General features: G+C 67.0%; 16 protein-coding genes. 9 read left to right on the forward strand and 7 right to left on the reverse strand.

All coding sequences use genetic code 11. The features are described from left to right. Positions 1 to 191: 191 nt before the first annotated feature. A complete protein-coding gene (locus HLA98_RS06060) occupies positions 192 to 1,079 on the reverse strand; it encodes an outer membrane protein assembly factor BamD (RefSeq protein ID WP_049447469.1) in 888 nt (295 codons plus the stop codon). Between the two features lie 113 nt (positions 1,080 to 1,192). Here HLA98_RS06060 and rluD point away from each other — a divergent pair, with 113 nt between their 5' ends. From rluD to HLA98_RS06080, 4 genes are read left to right on the forward strand one after another with little or no spacing between them, the layout of a single operon-like run. Further along, the gene (gene rluD, locus HLA98_RS06065) at positions 1,193 to 2,182 is read left to right on the forward strand and encodes a 23S rRNA pseudouridine(1911/1915/1917) synthase RluD (RefSeq protein WP_057499845.1); all 990 of its coding nucleotides are present in this window, start codon (positions 1,193 to 1,195) and stop codon (positions 2,180 to 2,182) included. Continuing rightward, positions 2,182 to 2,952 carry a peptidoglycan editing factor PgeF gene (pgeF, locus tag HLA98_RS06070; protein WP_057499844.1) on the forward strand — a complete coding sequence of 257 codons (771 nt, stop codon included), beginning with the start codon at positions 2,182 to 2,184 and terminating at the stop codon, positions 2,950 to 2,952. Before rluD ends, pgeF begins: the two co-directional genes overlap by 1 nt. Before the next feature lie 2 nt (positions 2,953 to 2,954). Beyond that, positions 2,955 to 3,479, forward strand: a complete 525-nt coding sequence (locus tag HLA98_RS06075; RefSeq protein WP_057499843.1) for a DUF4166 domain-containing protein — start codon at positions 2,955 to 2,957, stop codon at positions 3,477 to 3,479. Beyond that, entirely contained in the window at positions 3,454 to 3,891 is a 438-nt protein-coding gene (locus HLA98_RS06080; RefSeq protein ID WP_057499842.1) for a thiol-disulfide oxidoreductase DCC family protein, read from the forward strand. Before HLA98_RS06075 ends, HLA98_RS06080 begins: the two co-directional genes overlap by 26 nt. Before the next feature lie 96 nt (positions 3,892 to 3,987). Here HLA98_RS06080 and HLA98_RS06085 read toward each other — a convergent pair whose 3' ends face one another. The 5 genes from HLA98_RS06085 to HLA98_RS06105 form a co-directional block, all read right to left on the reverse strand. Beyond that, a complete protein-coding gene (locus tag HLA98_RS06085) occupies positions 3,988 to 5,289 on the reverse strand; it encodes an OmpA family protein (RefSeq protein WP_057499815.1) in 1,302 nt (433 codons plus the stop codon). A 353-nt stretch (positions 5,290 to 5,642) separates the two neighbouring features. Next, the gene (gene otsA, locus HLA98_RS06090) at positions 5,643 to 7,007 is read right to left on the reverse strand and encodes an alpha,alpha-trehalose-phosphate synthase (UDP-forming) (RefSeq protein WP_049447464.1); all 1,365 of its coding nucleotides are present in this window, start codon (positions 7,005 to 7,007) and stop codon (positions 5,643 to 5,645) included. Then, positions 7,004 to 8,785, reverse strand: a complete 1,782-nt coding sequence (locus HLA98_RS06095) for a glycoside hydrolase family 15 protein (RefSeq protein WP_057499817.1) — start codon at positions 8,783 to 8,785, stop codon at positions 7,004 to 7,006. Before HLA98_RS06095 ends, otsA begins: the two co-directional genes overlap by 4 nt. 39 nt (positions 8,786 to 8,824) lie before the next feature. Continuing rightward, entirely contained in the window at positions 8,825 to 9,583 is a 759-nt protein-coding gene (gene otsB, locus HLA98_RS06100) for a trehalose-phosphatase (RefSeq protein ID WP_049447463.1), read from the reverse strand. A gap of 237 nt (positions 9,584 to 9,820) precedes the next feature. Continuing rightward, complete coding sequence (locus HLA98_RS06105; RefSeq protein ID WP_057499814.1) at positions 9,821 to 12,256, reverse strand: TonB-dependent receptor plug domain-containing protein; 2,436 nt, start codon at positions 12,254 to 12,256, stop codon at positions 9,821 to 9,823. Positions 12,257 to 12,471: 215 nt separating this feature from the next. On the opposite strand from HLA98_RS06105, the gene HLA98_RS06110 reads away from it, so the two are divergent. The 4 genes from HLA98_RS06110 to HLA98_RS06125 all read left to right on the forward strand — a co-directional run bounded on the left by HLA98_RS06110 (position 12,472) and on the right by HLA98_RS06125 (position 17,889). Next, a complete protein-coding gene (locus tag HLA98_RS06110) occupies positions 12,472 to 12,954 on the forward strand; it encodes a DUF3574 domain-containing protein (RefSeq protein ID WP_057499813.1) in 483 nt (160 codons plus the stop codon). Positions 12,955 to 12,990: 36 nt separating this feature from the next. Then, positions 12,991 to 13,848 carry an SH3 domain-containing protein gene (locus tag HLA98_RS06115; protein ID WP_057499816.1) on the forward strand — a complete coding sequence of 286 codons (858 nt, stop codon included), beginning with the start codon at positions 12,991 to 12,993 and terminating at the stop codon, positions 13,846 to 13,848. Positions 13,849 to 13,957: 109 nt separating this feature from the next. Beyond that, positions 13,958 to 15,676, forward strand: coding sequence for a thiamine pyrophosphate-dependent enzyme (locus HLA98_RS06120; protein WP_057499812.1), 1,719 nt, complete (start codon positions 13,958 to 13,960; stop codon positions 15,674 to 15,676). Positions 15,677 to 16,278: 602 nt separating this feature from the next. After that, positions 16,279 to 17,889, forward strand: coding sequence for a SulP family inorganic anion transporter (locus tag HLA98_RS06125; protein ID WP_129550648.1), 1,611 nt, complete (start codon positions 16,279 to 16,281; stop codon positions 17,887 to 17,889). A 165-nt stretch (positions 17,890 to 18,054) separates the two neighbouring features. Here the strand turns inward: HLA98_RS06125 and HLA98_RS06130 are convergent, their stop codons facing one another. Continuing rightward, positions 18,055 to 18,765, reverse strand: coding sequence for a glutathione S-transferase (locus HLA98_RS06130; protein ID WP_057501265.1), 711 nt, complete (start codon positions 18,763 to 18,765; stop codon positions 18,055 to 18,057). Between the two features lie 170 nt (positions 18,766 to 18,935). Between HLA98_RS06130 and HLA98_RS06135 the strand changes: the two genes are divergently transcribed. Beyond that, positions 18,936 to 19,757 (forward strand): DUF3014 domain-containing protein, encoded by an 822-nt coding sequence (locus HLA98_RS06135; protein ID WP_057501266.1) that lies wholly within the window; start codon positions 18,936 to 18,938, stop codon positions 19,755 to 19,757. The last annotated feature ends 168 nt before the right edge of the window (positions 19,758 to 19,925 follow it).

Below are 19,925 nucleotides of genomic sequence, written 5' to 3' on the forward strand. Positions count from 1 at the left end.
TCACGGCCGGGATGGCCGTTGCGCCGCAGTGTGGAGGGCCTCGCCAGAGCAGGCTGCGACCGGCGTCGCATCCGCCGGGGATTCGTAGAATTCCTAGTGCCGTGGACCGGTGCAGGGAGGCCGACGAGGAGAGCAGTCGAGCATGGCTCGACGCTACAGAAACAAGAAAGGCCCCTTGCGGGGCCTTTTTCTTATTTCTTTTCCAGTCGCGCGTTGCGCTGGCCGGTGCTGGCGGACTTCTCGCCGGCGAACGGGTTCAGCTTGCGGATCATCCACGGGTACTTCGGCCACTTGCCTTCCAGCCACGGGTGGTCCGGCTGGTTCAGCTGCAGGACGCGGCGGGCGTCGTCGGCCAGGGTCTTGTTGCCCAGGTGGGTGTAGGAATCGGCCAGCACAGCTACGGCGTCGTACTGGAAGGCGCTCTGCGGGTAGGTTTCCAGCAGGTAGTTGGCGCGACCCACGGCCGAGACCCAGGCGCCGCGGCGCATGTAGTACAGGGCGTTGTCCAGCTCGTGCTGGGCGAACACGTCACGCAGCTCCAGCATGCGCTGGCGCGCATCGGCGGCATAGCGGCTGTTCGGGTAGCGGTCGACCACGATGTTGAAGTCCGAATACGCCTGGTGCGGAGTGGACAGGTCGCGGCGGCTTGCATCCAGCGACCATACGCGGCGCAGGAAAACCGTACTGCGGTTGGAGTTGGCCAGGCCGCGCAGGTAGTACATGTACGCGATGTTGCGGTGGGTCGGGTAGGTACGGATGAAGCGGTCGATGCTGGACACCGCGTCATCGTGCTTGCCGGCCTTGTACTGTGCGTAGGCGGTTTCGATCATCGCCTGTTCGGTGTACGGGCCGTACGGATACTGGGCCACCAGGCGGCGGAAGCTGGATTCAGCCCCGCTCCAGTTGCCACCCTGCATCAGCTTGTGGCTCTTCTCGTACAACTGTTCGACCGGCGTCCCTTCATCGGGGCGATCGCCCTTCTTGGCACCACGGTGGCAGCCAGTGGCGGCGATGACCAGCACCAGCAGCAGGGCGGTGAGGCGGACGGGCGCGGAGAGCATGGCGGAGCGTCGGATCATGAGGTCGAGGCGGGACGCGGCTGGAATACGAAGGGTCGATGATAGCCTAGTGTCCTGTCCAGCGACTGAAACCGGCCGCCGGGACCCCAAAATTTCAAAGAATCCCCCCTGCCATGTCTGAACAACCCTCTGAATCGGCCCGCCAGGCCATCGTCCCCGACACCGCCGCCGGCCGTCGTTTCGACGCCGTGGTGGCCGAATTGTTCCCCGAATACTCGCGTTCGCGCCTGACCGAGTGGATCAAGACGGGCGACGTCCTGCTGGATGGTGCCCAGGTGCGCCCGCGCGATCCGCTGCGCGGCGGCGAGGTCGTGACCCTCAACGTGGTGCTCGAAACCCAGACCGACGCCCAGCCGGAGGACATCCCGCTGGACGTGCTGTTCGAGGACGAGCACCTGCTGGTGATCAACAAGCCGGTGGGCCTGGTGGTGCACCCGGGGGCCGGCAACCACAGCGGCACCCTGGTCAACGCCCTGCTGTTCCGCGACCCGTCGGTGGCGGTGCTGCCGCGCGCCGGCATCGTGCACCGCCTGGACAAGGACACCAGCGGCGTAATGGTGGTGGCCAAGACCCTGGAAGCGCAGACCGCGCTGGTCGAGCAGCTGGCCGCACGCGACGTGCATCGCCAGTACCTGGCCATCGTGATGGGCGCGCTGGTGGCCGGCGGTACCGCCGATGCCCCGATCGACCGCCACCCGCGTGACCGCCTGAAGATGGCGGTGCGCGAAGACGGCAAGGAAGCGATCACCCACTACCGCCTGCGCGAGCGCTTCCGTGCGCACACCGCGCTGGAGTGCCGCTTGGAAACCGGCCGTACCCACCAGATCCGCGTGCATATGGCGCACGTGCGCCATCCAATCATCGGCGACCCGCTGTACGGCGGCGCATTGAAGCTGCCCAAGGGCGCCAGCGACGAGCTGGTGGCCGCGCTGCGTGGCTTCAAGCGCCAGGCCCTGCACGCCGAGACCCTGGAGTTCACCCATCCGATCACCGGTGAGCCGGTGCGCAACACTGCGCCGGTGCCGGAGGACATGCTGCACCTGATGAAGGTGCTGCGCGAAGACAGCGAAGCCTTCGCCGCACGCGAGCGGGACCGCTGGTGATGGCCGCCGCGCTGCCCTTGCTTCAGGCGGACTGGCCGGCGCCTCCGGGCGTCCATGCGCTGACCACGCGTCGGCATGGCGCGGGCATCTCGCCGGCACCGTTCGCGCAGTTCAACCTGGGCAACCGGCACGCGGCCGATGGTGATACCCCGGCCAATGTGGAGCACAACCGCCAGCTGCTGCAGCAGGGGCTGGCGCTGCCGTCGGCCCCGCACTGGCTGCGTCAGGTGCACAGCAGTACGGTGCTGCGCTTCAACGCACCACCTGCGGAAGGAGCGAGCGAGCCGGTGGCCGATGCCGCGGTGACCTCGGTGCCGGGCGTGGTGCTGGCGATCCTGACTGCGGACTGCCTGCCGGTGGTGTTCGCCGCTGCCAATGGCAGCGAGGTGGGCGCCGCCCATGCCGGTTGGCGCGGGCTGGCCGACGGCATGCTGGAGGCCACCGTGGCCGCCATGCAGACCCCACCGGCGCAGCTGCGGGCCTGGCTGGGCCCGGCGGCCGGGCCGGCTGACTACGAGATCGGCGAGGAGGTCTACCACGCCTTCGTCGGGCACGATCCGGCTGCCGAGGCGGCCTTCGTGGCGACCCGGCCGGGCCACTGGAAGGTGGACCTGTTCACCCTGGCACGGCAGCGCCTGCAGGCGGCGGGCATGGACCCGGCCCAGGTGCATGGCGGTACGGTATCGACCATGGCCGATCCGGACCTGTATTCGCACCGGCGCGACCGTCGCACCGGGCGCATGGCGACGCTGGCCTGGATCGCGCCCTGACCCTGCCGCTGTTCGCGCGCGTGCTGGGGCCGGCCTTCGCCAGCCTGGCGGCGCCGGTGCAGGCGCTGCATGCCGCACCACTGCCGTGCCGCTACGCAGGGCAGGCACGGATCAAGCGTGGGCCGCACTGGCTGGTACCCGTGCTGGCTGCGTTGGCGCGGCTGCCGAAGGACGGCGATGCGTTGCCGACCGAGGTGGCGTTCAATACACGCGGGCAGGGCGAGCAATGGGCGCGGCGTTTTGGCCGCTGGCCGATGGTGTCGCGGCTGTGGGCCCACGAGGGATACCTGCGCGAGCAGTTGGGCGCGGTGCGCTTCGAATTTGATCTGCAGGCGCACGCGGGTGGCATCGACTGGTCGGTGCGCCGGGTCTGGGCCTTCGGGCTGCTGCCGCTGCCGAGTCGCTGGTTTGGTGGCGTGCGTTGCCGTGAAGCCTGGCAGGGTGAGCGTTACACTTTCCTGGTCGATGTGACGCTGCCCTGGGTGGGAGCCCTGATCCGCTATGAAGGCTGGCTCGAACCGCAGTGAGGCCGCCGGCGAGACGGGCAGCGCGGTGATCGTGTTCGATGGCGTGTGCGCGCTGTGCAACCGCTGGGTGCGTTTCCTGCTGCGTTTCGACCGCAGGGGGCGCTACCGCTTTGCGGCGATGCAGGGGGCGCAGGGCAGTGCGATGCTGCGCACGCACGGGCTGGATCCGCAGGACCCGATGTCATTCCTGTTGCTGGATGCGCAGGGCGCCTGGACCGATACCGATGCGATCCTGCGCGTGCTGGCGGGGTTGGGCGGCGCCTGGCGCCTGACCGGCGTGCTGCGGGCAGTGCCACGCGGCTGGCGTGATGCCGCGTATCGCGCGCTCGCGCGCAACCGCTACCGCTGGTTCGGGCGGCACGACGCCTGTTACCTGCCCGCACCGGAGCAGGCCGCGCGGTTCCTGGATTGAAGGAAAAAGGGGACGGAGGGGATCAAGTCGTTTGTGCACAAACGACTTGATCCCCTCCGTCCCCTTTTTTTGTTCCGCCCTCCAGCGCTGGAGGTCTCAGTCGAGCAGCCGGTAGCCGATACGGCGGTTCTGCGCGCGGCCACTGTCGCTGCGGTTGTCAGCCACAGGGTGTTCCTGACCGTAGCCCACGGCGACCAGGGTGTCAGGCGCCACCCCCAGCTCCTGCAGCCCCTGCAACACCGCTTCGGCACGTTGCTGGCTGAGCTGCAGGTTGGCATCGGCGTGGCCGCGACTGTCGGTGTGCGCGCCGATCTCCACGCGCGTGCCGGTGGGTGTGCCGCGGAGTGCGTCGGCGACCGCTTCGAGTGTTTGGCGCGAGTCGCCGGTCAGATCGGACGACCCGGCATGGAACTTGAGCGTGGTCTGGTTCATCGCGGCCACTCGCTGCGTTGCGTCGGCAGTTGGCGACAGCTGCGCCAGGGCGGCCAGGCCTGGCCCCCACAGTCCGCTCATTTCCAGTGTCGGGAAGTCCTCGCGCAGGCGCCGGGAGATGGCCAACCGCTCGGCCTCCTGCATGCTGCGGGTATCGATCTGCAACCGGTTGCCGTCGATCACCAGGTGCAGGCCGTCACCCTGCAGGTGGGGAAGGTCGGCGATCAGGCGGTCCAGCCAGCGCGGCGTCCGGGCGTGCGGGTCCAGTGCGATGCCGCCATGCAGGCTCTGCGCACCATGCACCGCCGACAGTGCATTCCAGACGCGACGCCGGTCACTTTCGCCAGGCAGGCGCCCCTGCACCCGCACCCGCCTACCGTGCTGATGAATGGACAACTGTGCTTCGTGATGACGTGGCAGGTCCTGCGCCATCCACCGCGGTGTACGCGCCATCAAAAGCACCCAGGTGGTGAGGCCCAGCACGGTGATAACCGCCATGGTCCACAGCAGGCTGCGCAGCGCCATGCCGTACACCGTGCGCGTGGCCAGCAAACAGCGCATGTGTCTGGAGGCCGCGCCGCCCTGCATTGGTCGGGTGGCGGCCGGGGCGGCCACTGCGGCCTGTGGTGAGGAGAGCAGGGTAACGATGGCGGGCAGCAGATGGCTGGCCACCACCCGGAACGGGCCGGGTGACATGCCGCTGCGGTGGGCGATCATGGCCAGCGTGTGTGCTCCCAGGGCGCGCTCCAGTTCGCTGGCAACAATGGGCAGGCGCAGCGAGGCGGGATGCCGCCAGGAGTGATAGCGGGCGGCCAGCCCTGCCGCTTCGAAACGCTGTTGCACCCCCTCCAGTCCGTGTGGGTGAGAGGCGACCCAGGCGATGAGCACTTCGACCACCCAGCGGGTGCGTGGGCCGAGCTCCAGGCGTGTGGCGGCATCTTCGATGAGACGTTCGTAAGCGGACATGCGGTGACCCCCCAGATGTGATGTGCGCGGCGCCTCGCAAACGCGTTGGCGATGGCGTGCGGTCGCTCCGGGGGCGTCACTTTGGTGAGCGCGCGTCAATGCAGAATGAAGACAGATGCTTTCCGCGTCTTTCGTTTTCGCTGGCCCGTGGCCGGTGGGTGCGGTGGAGCCGGGAAAACCGTTGTGCCGAGGGGCTTTACGCAGGACGGGATAATGCGTGTCGGCGAGGGCAGGGCGCGTCATCACCCTCGCTTGATGGTTTCATGCGATCCCAATTTCATGCTGAAAGCGACAATTTGCGGACCGTGTCGACACGTTGGTGACGTGTCGAACCAGCCCGCAATGAGGGGCGTTCAGCCCTCCAGCGCGTCCAGGTAGCTGCGGCGCCAGTGGTTGATGTCATAGGTGCGCAGGTGATCCATCATCGCGTGCCAGCGTTCCTTGCGCTTGCGCAGCGACATCGTTGCCGCGGTGGCGATGGCGTCGGCCACGCCATCCAGATCATGCGGGTTCACCAGCAGTGCCTGCTTGAGTTCGTCGGCGGCGCCGGCCAGCAGCGACAGCACCAGCACGCCGGGATCTTCCGGGTCCTGCGAGGCGACGTATTCCTTGGCCACCAGGTTCATGCCATCGCGCAGCGGCGTAACCAAGCCGACCGCCGCCGCCCGGTAGAAGCCGGTGAGGGTGGCATGGGTGAAGTTCTGGTTGACGTAGCGCAGCGGTGTCCAGTCAGGTTCGGCGTGGCCACCGTTGATGTGCCCGGCGATCTGTTCCAGCTGACTGCGCAGCTGCCGGTACTCGGTGACGTCGCCGCGTGAAACCGGGGCGATCTGCAGGTAGGTCAGCGAGCCGCGCTGGTCGGGGTGGCGCTCCAGGTAGCGCTCGAAGCCGAGGAACCGCTCGGGCAGGCCCTTGGAGTAGTCCAGGCGATCCACGCCGATCGCCAGCTGGCGATCGCGCAGACTGGCGCGCAGGTTCTTTACCGCGGTCTTGGTGGCGGCGGTGCCGGCCTGGCGTGCGATCAATTCGGTGTCGATGCCGATCGGGAAGGCAGCGGCACGGAAGCGGCGCCCGCCCGGTGCTTCCAGCTCGCCGTTGTCGAGCACGCGACCACCACCGAACAGGCGCAGGTAGGTCTGGAAGCGATCTGCATCGCGCTGGGTCTGGAAGCCGACCAGGTCATAGGCGTACAGCGCGGAGAACAGCCGCAGGTGGTCGGGCATCGCCTGCAGCAGGTCGGCCGAGGGCATCGGGATATGCAGGAAGAAGCCGATGCGGCAGCCGATGCCACGCTCGCGCAGCAGTGCGCCGAGCGGGATGAGGTGGTAATCGTGGATCCAGACGATGTCGTCCTCGCGCAGCAGCGGCGCCAGTTTGTCAGCGAACAGCGCGTTGACCTTGTGGTAGGTCTCGCGGGTGCCACGGTCGTAGTCGACCAGATCCAGGCGGAAGTGCAGCAGCGGCCACAAGGTGCGGTTGGCGAAGCCGTTGTAGTAGCCGTCCACCTCGCGCTTGCTCAGGTCGAGGGTGACGAATTCAATGTCACCGTCTTTCTGTGTGTGCAGCGTGCCGCTGCCGTCGCGCACGCTCTTGCCACTCCAGCCGAACCACATGCCACCGCGTTCCTTCAGCGCGGCCAACAGGCCCACCGCCAGGCCGCCGGCGCGGTTCTCGCCCGGCACGGCCACGCGGTTTGAAACCACCACCAGTCGACTCACGATGCCTCCTGCCAGGACCGCGACAGGCGCATCGCGGCTGTGATCAGGCCGACGTGCGAATAGGTCTGCGGGAAGTTACCCCAGGCTTCGCCACTGTCGAAGGCCAGATCCTCCGACAGCAGGCCCAGGTGGTTGCGCTGCTTCAGCAGCAGCTCGAACATCTCGCGCGCTTCGTCCATGCGCCCGATTGCCGCCAGCGCATCGATGTACCAGAAGGTGCAGATGGTGAAGCTGGTTTCAGGCTCGCCGAAGTCATCCGGTGCGACATAGCGGTACAGCGAATTGCCATGCTTGAGGTCGCGCCCTATGGCATCGACGGTGGCAATGAAGCGCGCATCCATCGCGTCGATGAAACCGATGTCGGCCAGCAGCAGCAACGAGGCATCCAGCCGATGGCCACCGAAGGTATCGGTGAAGTGGCCCAGCTCCTCGCTCCAGGATTCGGCCATGATGCGGGCGTGGATGGTGTCGGCGCGCTCGCGCCAGTAGCGTGCGCGGTCATCACGCTTCAGCCGCACGGCGATCTTGCACAGGCGGTCGCACGCCGCCCAGCACATCGCGCTGGTGTAAGTGTGCACTTCAGTGCGGCCGCGGAACTCCCAAAGGCCGGCATCGGGTACGTCGTGCAGGGCAAATGCCTGTTCACCCAGCGGTTCCAGGCGGGCGAAGGTGTGCGCATCGCCCGGGTCCTGCAGGCGCCGGTCGAAGAACAGCTGGGTGGAAGCCAGCACCACGCTGCCATAGACATCGTGCTGGCGCTGCACCCAGGCCAGGTTGCCGCGCCGCACCGGGCCCATGCCACGGTAGCCGGACAGGCTGGGAACCTCATCCTCGTCCAGCTTGGCCTCGAAGCCGATGCCATACAGCGGCTGCAACGTGCCGTCGGTGGTGGCCAGGTTGAAGATATAGCCGAGGAACTGTTCCATCGTGCGCGTCGCGCCGAGGCGGTTCAGCGCACGCACCACGAACGCGGCATCACGCAGCCAGCAGTAGCGGTAGTCCCAGTTGCGCACGCTGCCGGGGGCTTCCGGAATGGAGGTGGTCATCGCCGCGATGATCGCGCCGCTGTCCTCGTACTGGCACAGCTTGAGGGTGATCGCACTGCGGATCACCGCGTCCTGCCATTCCAGCGGAATGGACAGGTAGCGCACCCATTCGCGCCAGTAGTCGCGGGTACGCTGGAAGGCTTCCTGCACGTAGCCGCTGATCGAGCGGTTGAGGGATTCATCCACGCCCAGGATCAGGTGGACGGGATGGTTGAGTACGAATGGCAGGCCGTCGCGTACGAAGCGCACTGGCACGTCGGTGGTCAGCCGCAGCACATGCTCCGGCAGGATCCAGCGCACGTGGTTGCTGCCCCAGGTGGACTCGGGCACGCGTGCGCCCCAGTCCGCCAGCGGGCGTGCGCGTACGGTGATGCGGGGGCTGCCGGCCAGCGGACGCACCTGGCGGATCAGGCTGACCGGGCGGTAGAAACGGTCGTTCTGGCGCCAGCGGGGGGCGAAATCGAGGATTTCCAGTTCACCACCATGCGCGTCGCGCAGGACGGTGCGAAGGATCGCGGTGTTGGTCAGATATTCCTGCTCGCTGCTGGCGAAGTCCTCCAGCTCGATGGCGAAGTCGCCACCGGTCTGCTGGTTGGGGCCGAGCAGGGCACAGAAGGTGGGGTCGCCGTCGAAGGTGGGCAGGCAGCTCCAGACAACGCGGGCACGTTTGTCGACCAGGGCGCCGAAGCTGCCGTTGCCGACCACGCCCAGTTCAAGATCGGGTTGGGTCATCACGCGGTACATCTCGGTTGCGGCCGTGGGGTGGCCGGGTCAATAGGCATTCTCACGCAGCCAGGCGTGCACGCTGCGTATGTCGGGCAGCGCGAACACCGCCTTGCTGGGTTCACGTTCGCCCACCAGCACGCTCCAGCCATGCTGGCCGTTGGCGGCGTCGAAGCCGAATTCGTCGGTGAGGTCGTCACCGAGGAACACCGGCAGGCGGCCACGGAAGGGCAGGTACTGCATCATCCGGCGCACGGCACGGCCCTTGTCGGTGCCGACGGGCACGAACTCGACCACATGGTCGCCAGGTTGCAGGCGGTAGCTGGCACGGCCGCGCACGTGGCGGTCGGCGAAGGCGCGGACATCGCTGGCGGCGTGCGGCGCGCCGCGCCAGTGCAGGGCCAGGCCGACGCCCTTGTCTTCCACCAGCACGCCGGGATACCCGTGGGCAAAGCGCATCGCCTGTTGGTGCAGCGCGTGCAGCCACTCGGCGGTATCGTCGTCGTGTTCGTCGCGCAGCACACGACCGTCCTCGCCACGCAGTTCGTGGCCATGCAGGCCGGCGGCGGGCAGCTTCAAAGGCGCGAACAGTTGATCCAGCTGTTCAAGCGGGCGACCACTGACCAGTGCCACGGCACCTTCCAGGCGGTCGCTGATGCGGCCGATGGCTTCACGCACATCCGGCAGCAGCTGCACGGCGTCCGGGCGTGCAGCGAATTCGATCAGGGTGCCATCGACATCGAGGAACAACGCGCACGCGTCGTCCAGCAATGGCGGTGGCGGGCGCAGGGGGAGCGGTTCAGCCATGACGCGCAGCTTGCCAGCGTGCGCGTGTACGTGGGGTCGAGGGCAGGCTACGACCCTGCTTCGGTGGGGTGCCGACCGTTGGTCGGCATGGCAGGTCAGCCTGCATCGAGCTCAGGTAGTGCGGACCAACGGTCCGCACCCACCCAGAGCAGATCTGCACCCGGATCATGAAGTTGCCGGCCAGCGGCCGGCACCACCGTGTCGTGCGGACCAACGGTCCGCACCCAACAAGAGCGATCAGAACGTATAGCGGACGCGGCCGTAGTAGTAGGCGCCGTTGCTGCCGATCGGCGACAGCACGTCGTACGGCAGGTTGCCGAAGTAGTGGATATCGCTGTTGGATCGATCCGGATAGTTGTCGGTCAGGTTCTGGCCGCCGATGGCCACGCTCCACTGCGGCGTGATGCGGTACTCCACTTCGGCATCCAGCTGCCATTCGGCCTGGTAGGTCTGGCGCGGGATGTAGCCGTCACCGAAGTTGAACACGCGGGTGGCGCTGCCGTAGCGGTTCACGCGGGTGCTCAGCGACCAGTGGTCGTTGCTCCATGCCGCCGAGAAACTGCCGCGCGTACGCGGTGTGGCATCGGTGAGCGTGTTGGTCTCTTCGATGCCAAACAGCACGTAGTCCGGATTCAGCGCACGCAGCTGTGCCGGCGTGGCCAGCACGTTCTTCAGCGTGGTCTTGGTATACGCATAGGTGCCGGTCAACAGCAGCTGGCCATCGCCCAGCGACTGGCGCCAGTTGCTTACCAGCTCGGCGCCTCGGGTACGGGTGTCGGCGGCATTGACGAAGAAGCTGGCGCTCTGCAGGCCGCTGACGCCGTAGTTGGCCGCCACGTAATCGGTCAGTGCATCGCCAGTGATGCTCTCCGACAGCGCGATGCGATCGTCGATGTCGATCTGGAAGAAGTCCAGTGACAGGTCGAAATGCTCGCCGATGCGGCTGGTGAAGCCCAGCGAGGTGTTCAGCGATTTCTCCGGATTCAGATTCTGCGCACCCAGGCCACGCGCGATTGGATTGTTGACCGACAGCAGGCGGCCCTGCACCAGCTGGCCGCCAGCGTTGTAGCCGGTGGAGGTGGACTCGTAGCCGATCTGCGCCAGCGACGGCGCGCGGAAGTTGTTGGAGATGGCGCCACGCAACGCGAACGCCGGGGTGAATTCGTAGCGCAGGCCGAGCTTGCCGGTCAGTTCGCCACCGAAATCGTCGTTGTGCTCGTAGCGGGCGGCCAGATCGGTGGAGAACTTCTCGCCGAACTGGCTGGACAGACTGGCGTAGGCGCTGGCCACATCGCGCGACAGCGTGGCTGCGTCCTGCGGGGTCAGGCCGCCACCGGCCTGCGAGCCAGTCGGTCGGTCGGTGTACGGGCCGGCGGCATAGCTGGCCGGGTCGCCGGGACGGGTCTGGTAGCGCTCATGGCGCGCTTCCACGCCCAGGCCCAGGGTGTGGCTGATGCTGTCGCTCTGGGTGAACACGCGGCTCAGGTCGAGGTTGCCCACGGTCTGCGCGTATTCGTAGTCGGCGGTCTTGAAGCGGGTCGGGCTGGTCGGGCCCAGCGACGCGTTGAGCGAATCACGCAGGCGATAGGTGAAGTCGTTCTGGCCGTAATCCAGGCTGCCGTCGTAGCTCCATTCGCCCCACTGCCCGCGCACGCCGGCCACGGCCTGCACGTCGCGGTTCTCGCCCTCGGAGATCGGCCGGTAGCCGTTCGGATAGACCTGCTTCCAGTTGGCATCGCCATCGGGGTAGCGGAAGTAGTTTGCGCCTTCGGTATCGCGCTGGTTGAAGGTGCCGAACGCGTAGAACGTCGAGGTCCGGCCCACCGGAATCTCGGTGTTCAGCCACAGGTTGATGTCCTTGCTCTTGCCATCGCCCAGCACATAGTTGCGCTTGCCCTGCAGCGCCAGGTTGCCCGGAGTCTGGTCCCACGGCGGAATCTGGTCGAAGCCGGCACGGTTGGTGCCGTTGCGGTGCTTGTATTCCAGGCCGACGCGCAGGAAGCCGCCGTCCTCGCCCAGCGAGGTGCCGACCTTGGCGCTGATGTTGCCGGTCTGGCCGTCGGTGAGGGTACGCCCGATCGGCTTGAGGTCGGTGTGGTTGGCGCCGTAGCTGGCCTCGATCTCGCCACCGTCGCCGCCGTTGTCGAGGATCACGTTGATCACACCGGCCACCGCATCCGAGCCATACAGCGCACCAGCGCCATCACGCAGTACTTCGATGCGCTTGATCGCGCTGACCGGGATCGAATTGAAATCAACCGGGGTGGTGCCCTTGCCGATCTTGCTGTCGGTGTTGACCAGGGCGGTGTGGTGGCGGCGCTTGCCATTGACCAGCACGAGTACCTGGTCCGGCGACAGGCCACGCAGCTGTGCTGCGCGCACGTGGTCGGCGCCGCCGGAGTTGGACTGGCGCGGGAAGTTGAATGACGGCAGCAGCGCCTGCAGCGCGCTGCCCAGTTCACCGTTGACCACGCCGGCCTTGCGGATGTCCTCGGCGGTGAGCACGTCTACCGGCGAGGTGGATTCGAGCACGGTGCGGTCGGCGGCACGGGTGCCGGTGACGATCACCGTGTCCAGGTTGGTGGCGTCCTGGGCCAGGGCCGGGACGGCGGCGGAGGAAAGCGCGAGGGCGATGGCGAGGCCGAGCGGCGACGCGGTCAGGCGGACGGACATGGGGGCTCCAGCAACAACGACGACGGGGAAGGGGGAGATAGTTTCACTTACATCCATCCGGATGAAGCGATATATTATCTTCGCGTGATGGCCGGTGCCGATGCAAGTCCCTGCCGGTCCGGCATGAGCTGATGCCCGGTTGGCATCAGCACGCCGGGCCAGTGGCGCTGTACGCTGCCGGCTCGCCTTGTCCCCCCTTCCCCGGAGCTGTACCGATGAAACACCTTGGCCTCGTCTTCGCCGTGCTGCTGGCCACCAGTGGCTGCGCCAGCCTCTCTTCGCAGGCGCCCAGCGCCTATGCCACAGCCACCACCGCCGAACTGAAGGGCGATGCCGCACGCCCGTCCGCCGGCCAGGGCTGGGTGCGCAGCGAGCTGTACTTCGGCGTAGGCGAAGAGCAAGGCGCCGGCAACCGCCCGCAGGCCGACACCATCAGCGAGGCGCAGTGGCGCACCTTCCTGGACAAGGAAGTGACCCCGCGCTTTCCGGATGGCCTGACCGTGTTCGATGCCTACGGCCAGTGGCTGTTCCGCGGTGATGCCTCGCCCAACCGCCTGCGCACCAAGGTGCTGGTGGTGCTTCACGAGGACACCCCGCAGCGCCGCGCCGATATCGAAGCCATCCGCCTGGCGTGGAAGCAGCAGACCAAGCATCAATCGGTGCTGTGGTCGCGGCAGCCGGTCGAGGTATCGTTCTGAGTTGAAGGTGCCGCCGAGGTGCCGCAGGGAGCGATGATGAACTACAGGGAATGCCTGCTGGGCCTGGTGATGGCAGGTGTGCTGGCACCGACGGCGCAGGCGGGTGGGGACGACGGCGAAACGCTGCGCTTCCAGGTGGCCGCGCATGTGCAGGCGCATGCCGATCCCCAGCAGGACGGCAGCATCGCGGTGCAGCTGTCACCGTCGGGCAAGCGCCAGACGTTGGCCGGCGCGGCCGATGCCGACGGCAATTCGCGATGGGGTCTGGAGGACATCGATTTCGATGGCTACCCGGAACTGATTGCGCGCGCCTCGGTGGGCATGGTGAATGAAGCGGTGACGGTGTACCGCTTCGATCCGGCCGGTGCAGGTTTCCGCGCGCTGCAGGCCGACACCCACGGCAAGGACAGTTGCGGTGACCTGATGGGGCTGGCGGTCGATCGTCCGAGCCGCACCCTGACCAGCAGCTGCCGCAGCGGCCCGATGTGGTACACCGACCAGTACCGGTTTGCAGGCGCGAAACTCTATCTGTACCGCGCCGAGAGCGTGCTGATGCTGGGCGATACGTTGAACACTGCGCTGCAGTGGGAACAGACGGACGAACTGGGTCCGCTGGCCGTCTGGCGCACCTATGATCCCGCCGGCCGTGTGCTGGAAAGTGCCATTGCCGATGGCCTGGGCGCACCGCCGGATGGGCCGTTGCGCGGCCAGCAGGCCACCGTGCTACCCGCGCGCCTGTTCCTGTTCGACCGGCCTGGTGCGTCCAGCACCAAGCGTTACCTGGTGCAGGGGGATCGCGTGGAACTGCTGGATGAACAGGACGGCTGGGTGAAGCTGCGCTATCGCAACCCGAAGCAGGGCGCGGTGGTGGGCTGGATCAACGTCAACGATTGACGAGACGTCTACCCGCAGTTTGCACATCGAGGCGATGGGTAATTTGCCCACGGAGGCATCACTTCATCGGGTCTAGCCTCGGACGTTCCCCCGTTCGAGGATGTATCCGATGAGCAAGCGCGTGGCCGAAATCGTGGTGGACGCCCTGCAGCAGGCCGGTGTCCGCCGTTGCTACGGCATCGTGGGCGATACGCTCAATCATGTGACCGATGCGATGCATGGCAGCGAGATCGCCTGGGTGCACGTGCGGCATGAAGAAGTGGCAGCCTTTGCTGCTGGCGCGGATTCGCTGGTGAGCGGCGAGCTGACCGCCTGCGCTGGCTCCTGCGGCCCCGGCAGCCTGCATTTCATCAACGGCGTGTTCGAGAGCAACCGTAACCGCGCGCCGATGGTGCTGATCGCCAGCCAGGTGGTGACCAGCGAGCTGGGCATGGAATTCCCGCAGGAAGTGGACTTCAAGGCGGTGTACGCCAGTTGCTCGGTGTTCTGCGAGCAGGTGCACAGCGCCGAACAGGCCCGTCGCGTGGTCACGCTGGCCTGCCAGGCCGCGATCAGCCGCCGCGGCGTGGCGGTGGTGATCCTGCCGGCCGATATCAGCCAGGCCGAAGTGAAGCACGATGTGCCGTTCTCGGTGCACTACACCCAGCCAGTGCTGCGCCCTTCCGATGCGGAACTGCAGCGCATCGCCGAGCTGCTGGGGCAGGGCAAGCGCATCGGCGTCTATGCCGGCGCTGGCTGCCAGGGCGCGCACGCGCAGTTGCTCGAACTGGCCCGGCGCCTGCAGGCACCGATCGCGCACACGTCGCGCGCGAAGGACTTCGTCGAGCCGGACAACCCGTACAACATGGGCATGACCGGCATCTTCGGCATCGAGTCCGGCTTCCACACGCTGATGGAGTGCGACACGCTGCTGCTGCTCGGCGCCGATTTCGCCTGGGGCCAGTTCTACCCGGACAAGGCCACGATCATCCAGGTCGACCGCGATGGCAGTCATCTCGGCCGCCGCCACCCGGTGAACCTGGGCGTGGTCGGTGATATTGCACCGACGCTGGATGCCCTGCTGCCGCTGCTGCCGCCGCGCGAGGACAGCAGTTTCCTGGACGAGTGCATCGAGCGTCGCGACAAGGCGCTGAAGAAACGCGAACAGGAAGAACAACCGGGCGAAGGCGAACTGATCCATCCGCAGCACCTGACCGCGCTGCTGTCGAAGCACGCCAGCGACGATGCGCTGTTCACCGCAGACGGTGGCTCTCCGATGGTATGGGTGCTGCGGCATATCCGGGTGAATGGCCGCCGCCGCACGCTGACCAGCCTGTTGCACGGGACCATGGCCAACGCGATGCCGCAGGCGCTGGGGTTGCAGAAGGCGTTCCCTGGCCGGCAGGTGATTTCGCTGTCCGGCGATGGTGGCCTGGCGATGCTGTTGGGTGACCTGCTGACCGCGGTGCAGGAAAACCTGCCGATCAAGGTGGTGGTGTTCAACAACGGCTCGCTGAATTTCGTCGAGCTGGAGCAGAAGGTGGAAGGCCTGCTGGACAACTACACCGACCTGAAGAACCCGGACTTCGGTCGCTTGGCCGAGGTGATCGGCTTCCACGGCCGCACGGTGACGCGTAGCGAGGATCTGGAGGAAGCGGTGCAGGATTTCCTGTCACAGCGTGGCCCGGCGCTGCTGGATGTGCATACCAGCCGCGCCGAGCTGGTGATGCCACCGCAGATCGAGGCCAAGCAGGTGGCCGGAACGGCGCTGTATGCGGCCAAGGCGGTGTTGAACGGCCGATTCGACGACGTGAAGCATCTGCTGGTGGACAATTTCCTGAAGAAGTGAGGGGTGGGTCGATGCAGGGCTGCGCCCTGCACCCGCGGTAGTGCCGGCCGCTGGCCGGCAACAGCAACAACAACAGCAACAGCAGAAGCGGGTTTCCTAAGGAATGGCGGGGTGGGCCCGGTTGCGGGGGACGCCGTGAACCCGTCCCTGGGGGCTTGGCCGCGGCATCCATGCCGCGGACACCCCCGCAACCGGACCCACCCCGCCTTCGACAGATTTCCGCGGCTGTTGGTAGGCATCGACCTTGGTCGACACGGTAGATCCACGTCATGCGTGGATGAACAAAAGAATGGTTGGAATGATCTCCTGTAGAGCCGAGCCATGCTCGGCTGAGAGGCTTCGCGTACGGCAGCCGAGCATGGGCTCGGCTCTACAAAGATAGCCTGCCTTTGCTTTTGATCTTTGATTCTCTTCCGTGGCTGGCACGCGCAGCCCACCCCGACCGGCCCAACTCGCAATGCCAGTCGACTAACAGTCGACTCTACCCGCGACCAGCCACGAGGGGCCCCGCCGTTGGCTGGAACCCATCATTCCACGACGGAATTGGCGCGCCGGCCCCGCTGGGCCTACCATCGGCGGTCCCCACCCCCACCGCCCCTTCCATGTCCGCTCCCGCTTCCGCCGCACCGCGTCGCTGGTTCGTCGCCGGCGACTTCAACGGCTTCTTCGGCCTGGTCGTCGACAACCTCTCCATCCTCGGCTTCATTGCCATGGCCCTGGTGGGGATCTTCCAGTTTCCCGCCGACGTAGTGTTCGGCCGCATGTTCCCCGGCACCGCCTTCGGTGTGCTGGTGGGCAACCTGCTGTACACCCTGATGGCGCGCCGGCTGGCTGCGCGTACCGGCCGCGACGATGTCACTGCCATGCCGCTGGGCCTGGATGCACCGACCAGCATCGGCATGGCCCTGCTGGTGCTCGGCCCGGCCTTCATCGCCTTCAAGCAGCAGGGCATGGACCCGCATGCTGCGGGCATCGCCACCTGGCAGCTGGGCATGGCCGCGCTGGTCATCATGGGCGTGCTCAAGTTCGTGCTGTCGTTCTTCGGCGAAGCGGTCACCCGCGCGCTGCCGCGGGCTGCGCTGCTGGGTTCCATCGCGGGTATCGCGCTGGTGCTGATGGGCCTGCTGCCGCTGCTGGAAACGCTGCGCTCGCCGCTGGTCGGCTTCACCACCCTTGGCCTGCTGCTGTACGTGCTGATTGCCAAGGGCAAGCTGCCGGTGCGTGGCCCCGGCGTGCTGCTGGCCTTCGTGTTCGGCACCGTTCTTTATTACGGCCTCGGCCTGGCCGGGTTGGGCGCGCCGGGCTTCCACGTGCCGGAGTGGGTGCCGCCGCAGGTGGTGCTGCCGCTGCCGACGCTGGGCTTCCTCGAGGGCCTGCCTACGGCGATGACCTACCTGCCGTTGCTGCTGCCGTTCGGCCTGCTGATGGTGGTCGGCGGCATCAACGTCTCTGAAAGCGCACGCGCGGCTGGCGATGACTACCGCACCCGCGACATCCTGCTGGTGGAGGCGGTAGCCACGCTGGTGGCCGGTGTCTGTGGTGGCGTTGCACAGACCACGCCGTACATCGGCCAGCCGGCCTACAAGCACATGGGTGCGCGCAGTGGCTACACGCTGCTGACCGGCCTGTTCGTCGGCATCGGCGGCATGCTGGGCATCATCTCCGGGCTGGTGCAATGGCTGCCGCTGGCGGTGCTGGCACCAATCATCGTGTACGTGGCCATCGACATCACCACCCAGGCCTTCCAGGCCACGCCACGACACCACACCGGTGCAATGGTGTTCGGCTTCCTGCCGTCGGTCGCGTACCTGCTGGCGATCAAGGCGCCCGGCTGGATCGCACCGGACCAGCTGCCGCAGTTGCTGACCAAGCTCGATGGCCATGGCCTGCCGGAACTGGCGGTGATTTTCACCCTCGGCAACGGCTTCATCATCACCTCGATGCTGTGGATTTCGGCAGTGGCGGCGATGGTCGACGGCCGCCTGCGGCGTGCCTGCGGTTTCCTGCTGGTGGCGGCGGTGCTGACCCTGTTCGGCCTGATCCACTCGGTGGACCCGCGCGGCGGCATCTACCTGCCGTGGGATCTGGACGGGCTGGCACGCATCATCAGCTGGCAGTTCGCCGGTGCCTACGTGGCACTGGCGTTGCTGCTGGGGTTGTTGTCGCTGCAGAAGCAGCCGGTGAAACCGCTGGGTGATCGCACCGATCATTGACCGGTGACGCCGGGCATGGCCCGGCGCTACCGCTTCTTCCACTTCTGGTGCTCTGTAGAGCCGAGCCTGCGCTCGGCTGCTCCGAGCCGAGCATGGCTCGGCTCTACAGGGGCGTGTTGCAGGCGGCGAATGCTCACAGCGCGCGCTGCCGGCCAGCGGCCGGCGCTAACGTTCGGCGTCCAGTTCCGGGTAATGGCGGAAGATGCCGTTGGTGTTGAACGGCAACCGCCGTTCCGAGGCCAGATAGGCGGCGATGTTCGGCCGCTTCGCCACCCGCTCCTGCAGCGCACGCAGCAGGGGCAGGGTGGGTGCCAGTGCGCGCATCCGGCGTGGAAACATATAGTCCAGCCCGCTCAGCAGCTGGAACAGCGACAGATCCACGTAGGAGTGCTCGCGCAGCGCATGACGGCCGCCATTGGCGACCAGCACCTGCTCGAAGTAGCCGAGGAACTTCGGCAGCCGCTCGCTGCGCAGTGACGAAGCGCGTGCCTTGGCTTCGGTCTTCTGCTCTTCGTAGTACTTCGATGCAGCGATCGGATGGTGGGTGTCATGCACCTCGGCCACCAGATCAGCGATGGTCAGCTGCAACTGCAGCGCCTGCACCCGCCGTGAGGCCGCCTGCGGCACCAGGTCCAGCGTCGGGCCCAGGAAATCCAGGATGGCTGCGACCTGTGCAATGACCTGGCGACCGGCCTTCAGGAATGGTGGTGCGAAGGGCTGCGCACCTTCACTCCTGCCATCGAGAAACGGCTGCATCACTGCATCGCCGTGCACCCGCGCCATGTCGATGTAGTCGGCACCGGCGTCTTCCAGCGCCAGGCGCACGAACTCGCCACGGCCCTGGATGCCGGTCCAGTAATACAGCGCGTACTGCATGGCAGTGCCTCCACAGGACAGGACCCACAGCGTCGCGCGGGGCATGCAAAGCAGGCGTGAGCGCGGCTCTGGTGCAGGCCCGAACCCGAACGGCAGCGGAACAGGTGGGGAACCCGTTGGAATCGATGGGGTCACACCTTCTCCATGCGTGTGAAACGAGGTGCTGCATCATGCAGAGCGGAAAGGCGGTATGGCCCTGGGTGTTGGGCGTGGTGGTGATCGGTGGCGCGGGCGGTTGGTTGTTCCGCGATCAGCTGAAGCGCCTGGCCGACGGTGTTTCGGTGCCGGTTCAATCAACCCCCGCCAGTACCAGCGCACCGCCACAACCGCAGGCGGCCGCAGAACCCGCGCCAGCGCCGCCGCCGATCGAGCATCCGCTGGATACCGAGGCCGCGGCAGATCCGGCGCTGCCGAAGCTGGCTGACAGCGATGCCGCTGCCTGGGGCGCTTTGAGCCAGCTGTTCCAGGGCGAGGGGCCGCTGACCCTGTTACTGCGCGATCATCTGATCCAGCGCCTGGTCACCCAGGTCGACAACCTGGACAAGCCCAGCGTGCCGCCGACCGCGCTGGCCGCGCGCCCGCTGCCGGGCAACCTGCAGGTCGAGCCCGGTGAGGGCGGCGAACGCATCGCCGCCGGCAACGCGGCGCGCTATGCGCCCTATGTGCAGGCCTTCACCGCGCTCGACCCGGCGGCGACGGCGACCACCTACAAGCGCTTCTATCCGTTGATCCAGCAGGCCTATGTCGACCTTGGCCGGCCGGAGGGCTATTTCAACGACCGCCTGGTCGCGGTGATCGATCACCTGCTGGAGACCCCGGAACTGGCCCAGGCGCCGCTGGTGGAACGCGATGAGCGCGGCCGCTACCGCTTCGTCGATCCCACCCTGCAGTCGCGCTCCATCGGCCAGAAGGCCCTGCTGCGCATGGACGTGGCGCAGGCCCGGGCGGTCAAGCAGCAGCTGCGGGCGCTCCGCAGCGCGATCACCCGCTGAACCCGTCCACCGTGCGGAGCTGATCGGGATCAACGCGCCGACCACACCTGTTCCGGCATGCTGGCCGCAGGCTGACTGGCCTCGGGGTGCAGTCGCAGTCACCCTTGAAACCGGGTGGGGCAACCGCATCTTTCCAGCATCGCCGGCTCGGGCCGGCCCAGATGACCG

This window comes from Stenotrophomonas africana, from assembly GCF_013004645.1.
GTDB classification, from domain to species: domain Bacteria; phylum Pseudomonadota; class Gammaproteobacteria; order Xanthomonadales; family Xanthomonadaceae; genus Stenotrophomonas; species Stenotrophomonas africana.

Bases quoted from the DNA above. Each gene is read 5' to 3' on its own strand.
- HLA98_RS06060 (WP_049447469.1), bottom strand. From the start codon at position 1,079: ATGATCCGACGCTCCGCCATGCTCTCCGCGCCCGTCCGCCTCACCGCC.
- rluD (WP_057499845.1), top strand. From the start codon at position 1,193: ATGTCTGAACAACCCTCTGAATCGGCCCGCCAGGCCATCGTCCCCGAC.
- pgeF (WP_057499844.1), top strand. From the start codon at position 2,182: ATGGCCGCCGCGCTGCCCTTGCTTCAGGCGGACTGGCCGGCGCCTCCG.
- HLA98_RS06080 (WP_057499842.1), top strand. From the start codon at position 3,454: ATGAAGGCTGGCTCGAACCGCAGTGAGGCCGCCGGCGAGACGGGCAGC.
- HLA98_RS06085 (WP_057499815.1), bottom strand. From the start codon at position 5,289: ATGTCCGCTTACGAACGTCTCATCGAAGATGCCGCCACACGCCTGGAG.
- HLA98_RS06095 (WP_057499817.1), bottom strand. From the start codon at position 8,785: ATGACCCAACCCGATCTTGAACTGGGCGTGGTCGGCAACGGCAGCTTC.
- otsB (WP_049447463.1), bottom strand. From the start codon at position 9,583: ATGGCTGAACCGCTCCCCCTGCGCCCGCCACCGCCATTGCTGGACGAC.
- HLA98_RS06105 (WP_057499814.1), bottom strand. From the start codon at position 12,256: ATGTCCGTCCGCCTGACCGCGTCGCCGCTCGGCCTCGCCATCGCCCTC.
- HLA98_RS06110 (WP_057499813.1), top strand. From the start codon at position 12,472: ATGAAACACCTTGGCCTCGTCTTCGCCGTGCTGCTGGCCACCAGTGGC.
- HLA98_RS06115 (WP_057499816.1), top strand. From the start codon at position 12,991: ATGAACTACAGGGAATGCCTGCTGGGCCTGGTGATGGCAGGTGTGCTG.
- HLA98_RS06120 (WP_057499812.1), top strand. From the start codon at position 13,958: ATGAGCAAGCGCGTGGCCGAAATCGTGGTGGACGCCCTGCAGCAGGCC.
- HLA98_RS06125 (WP_129550648.1), top strand. From the start codon at position 16,279: ATGTCCGCTCCCGCTTCCGCCGCACCGCGTCGCTGGTTCGTCGCCGGC.
- HLA98_RS06130 (WP_057501265.1), bottom strand. From the start codon at position 18,765: ATGCAGTACGCGCTGTATTACTGGACCGGCATCCAGGGCCGTGGCGAG.
- HLA98_RS06135 (WP_057501266.1), top strand. From the start codon at position 18,936: ATGCAGAGCGGAAAGGCGGTATGGCCCTGGGTGTTGGGCGTGGTGGTG.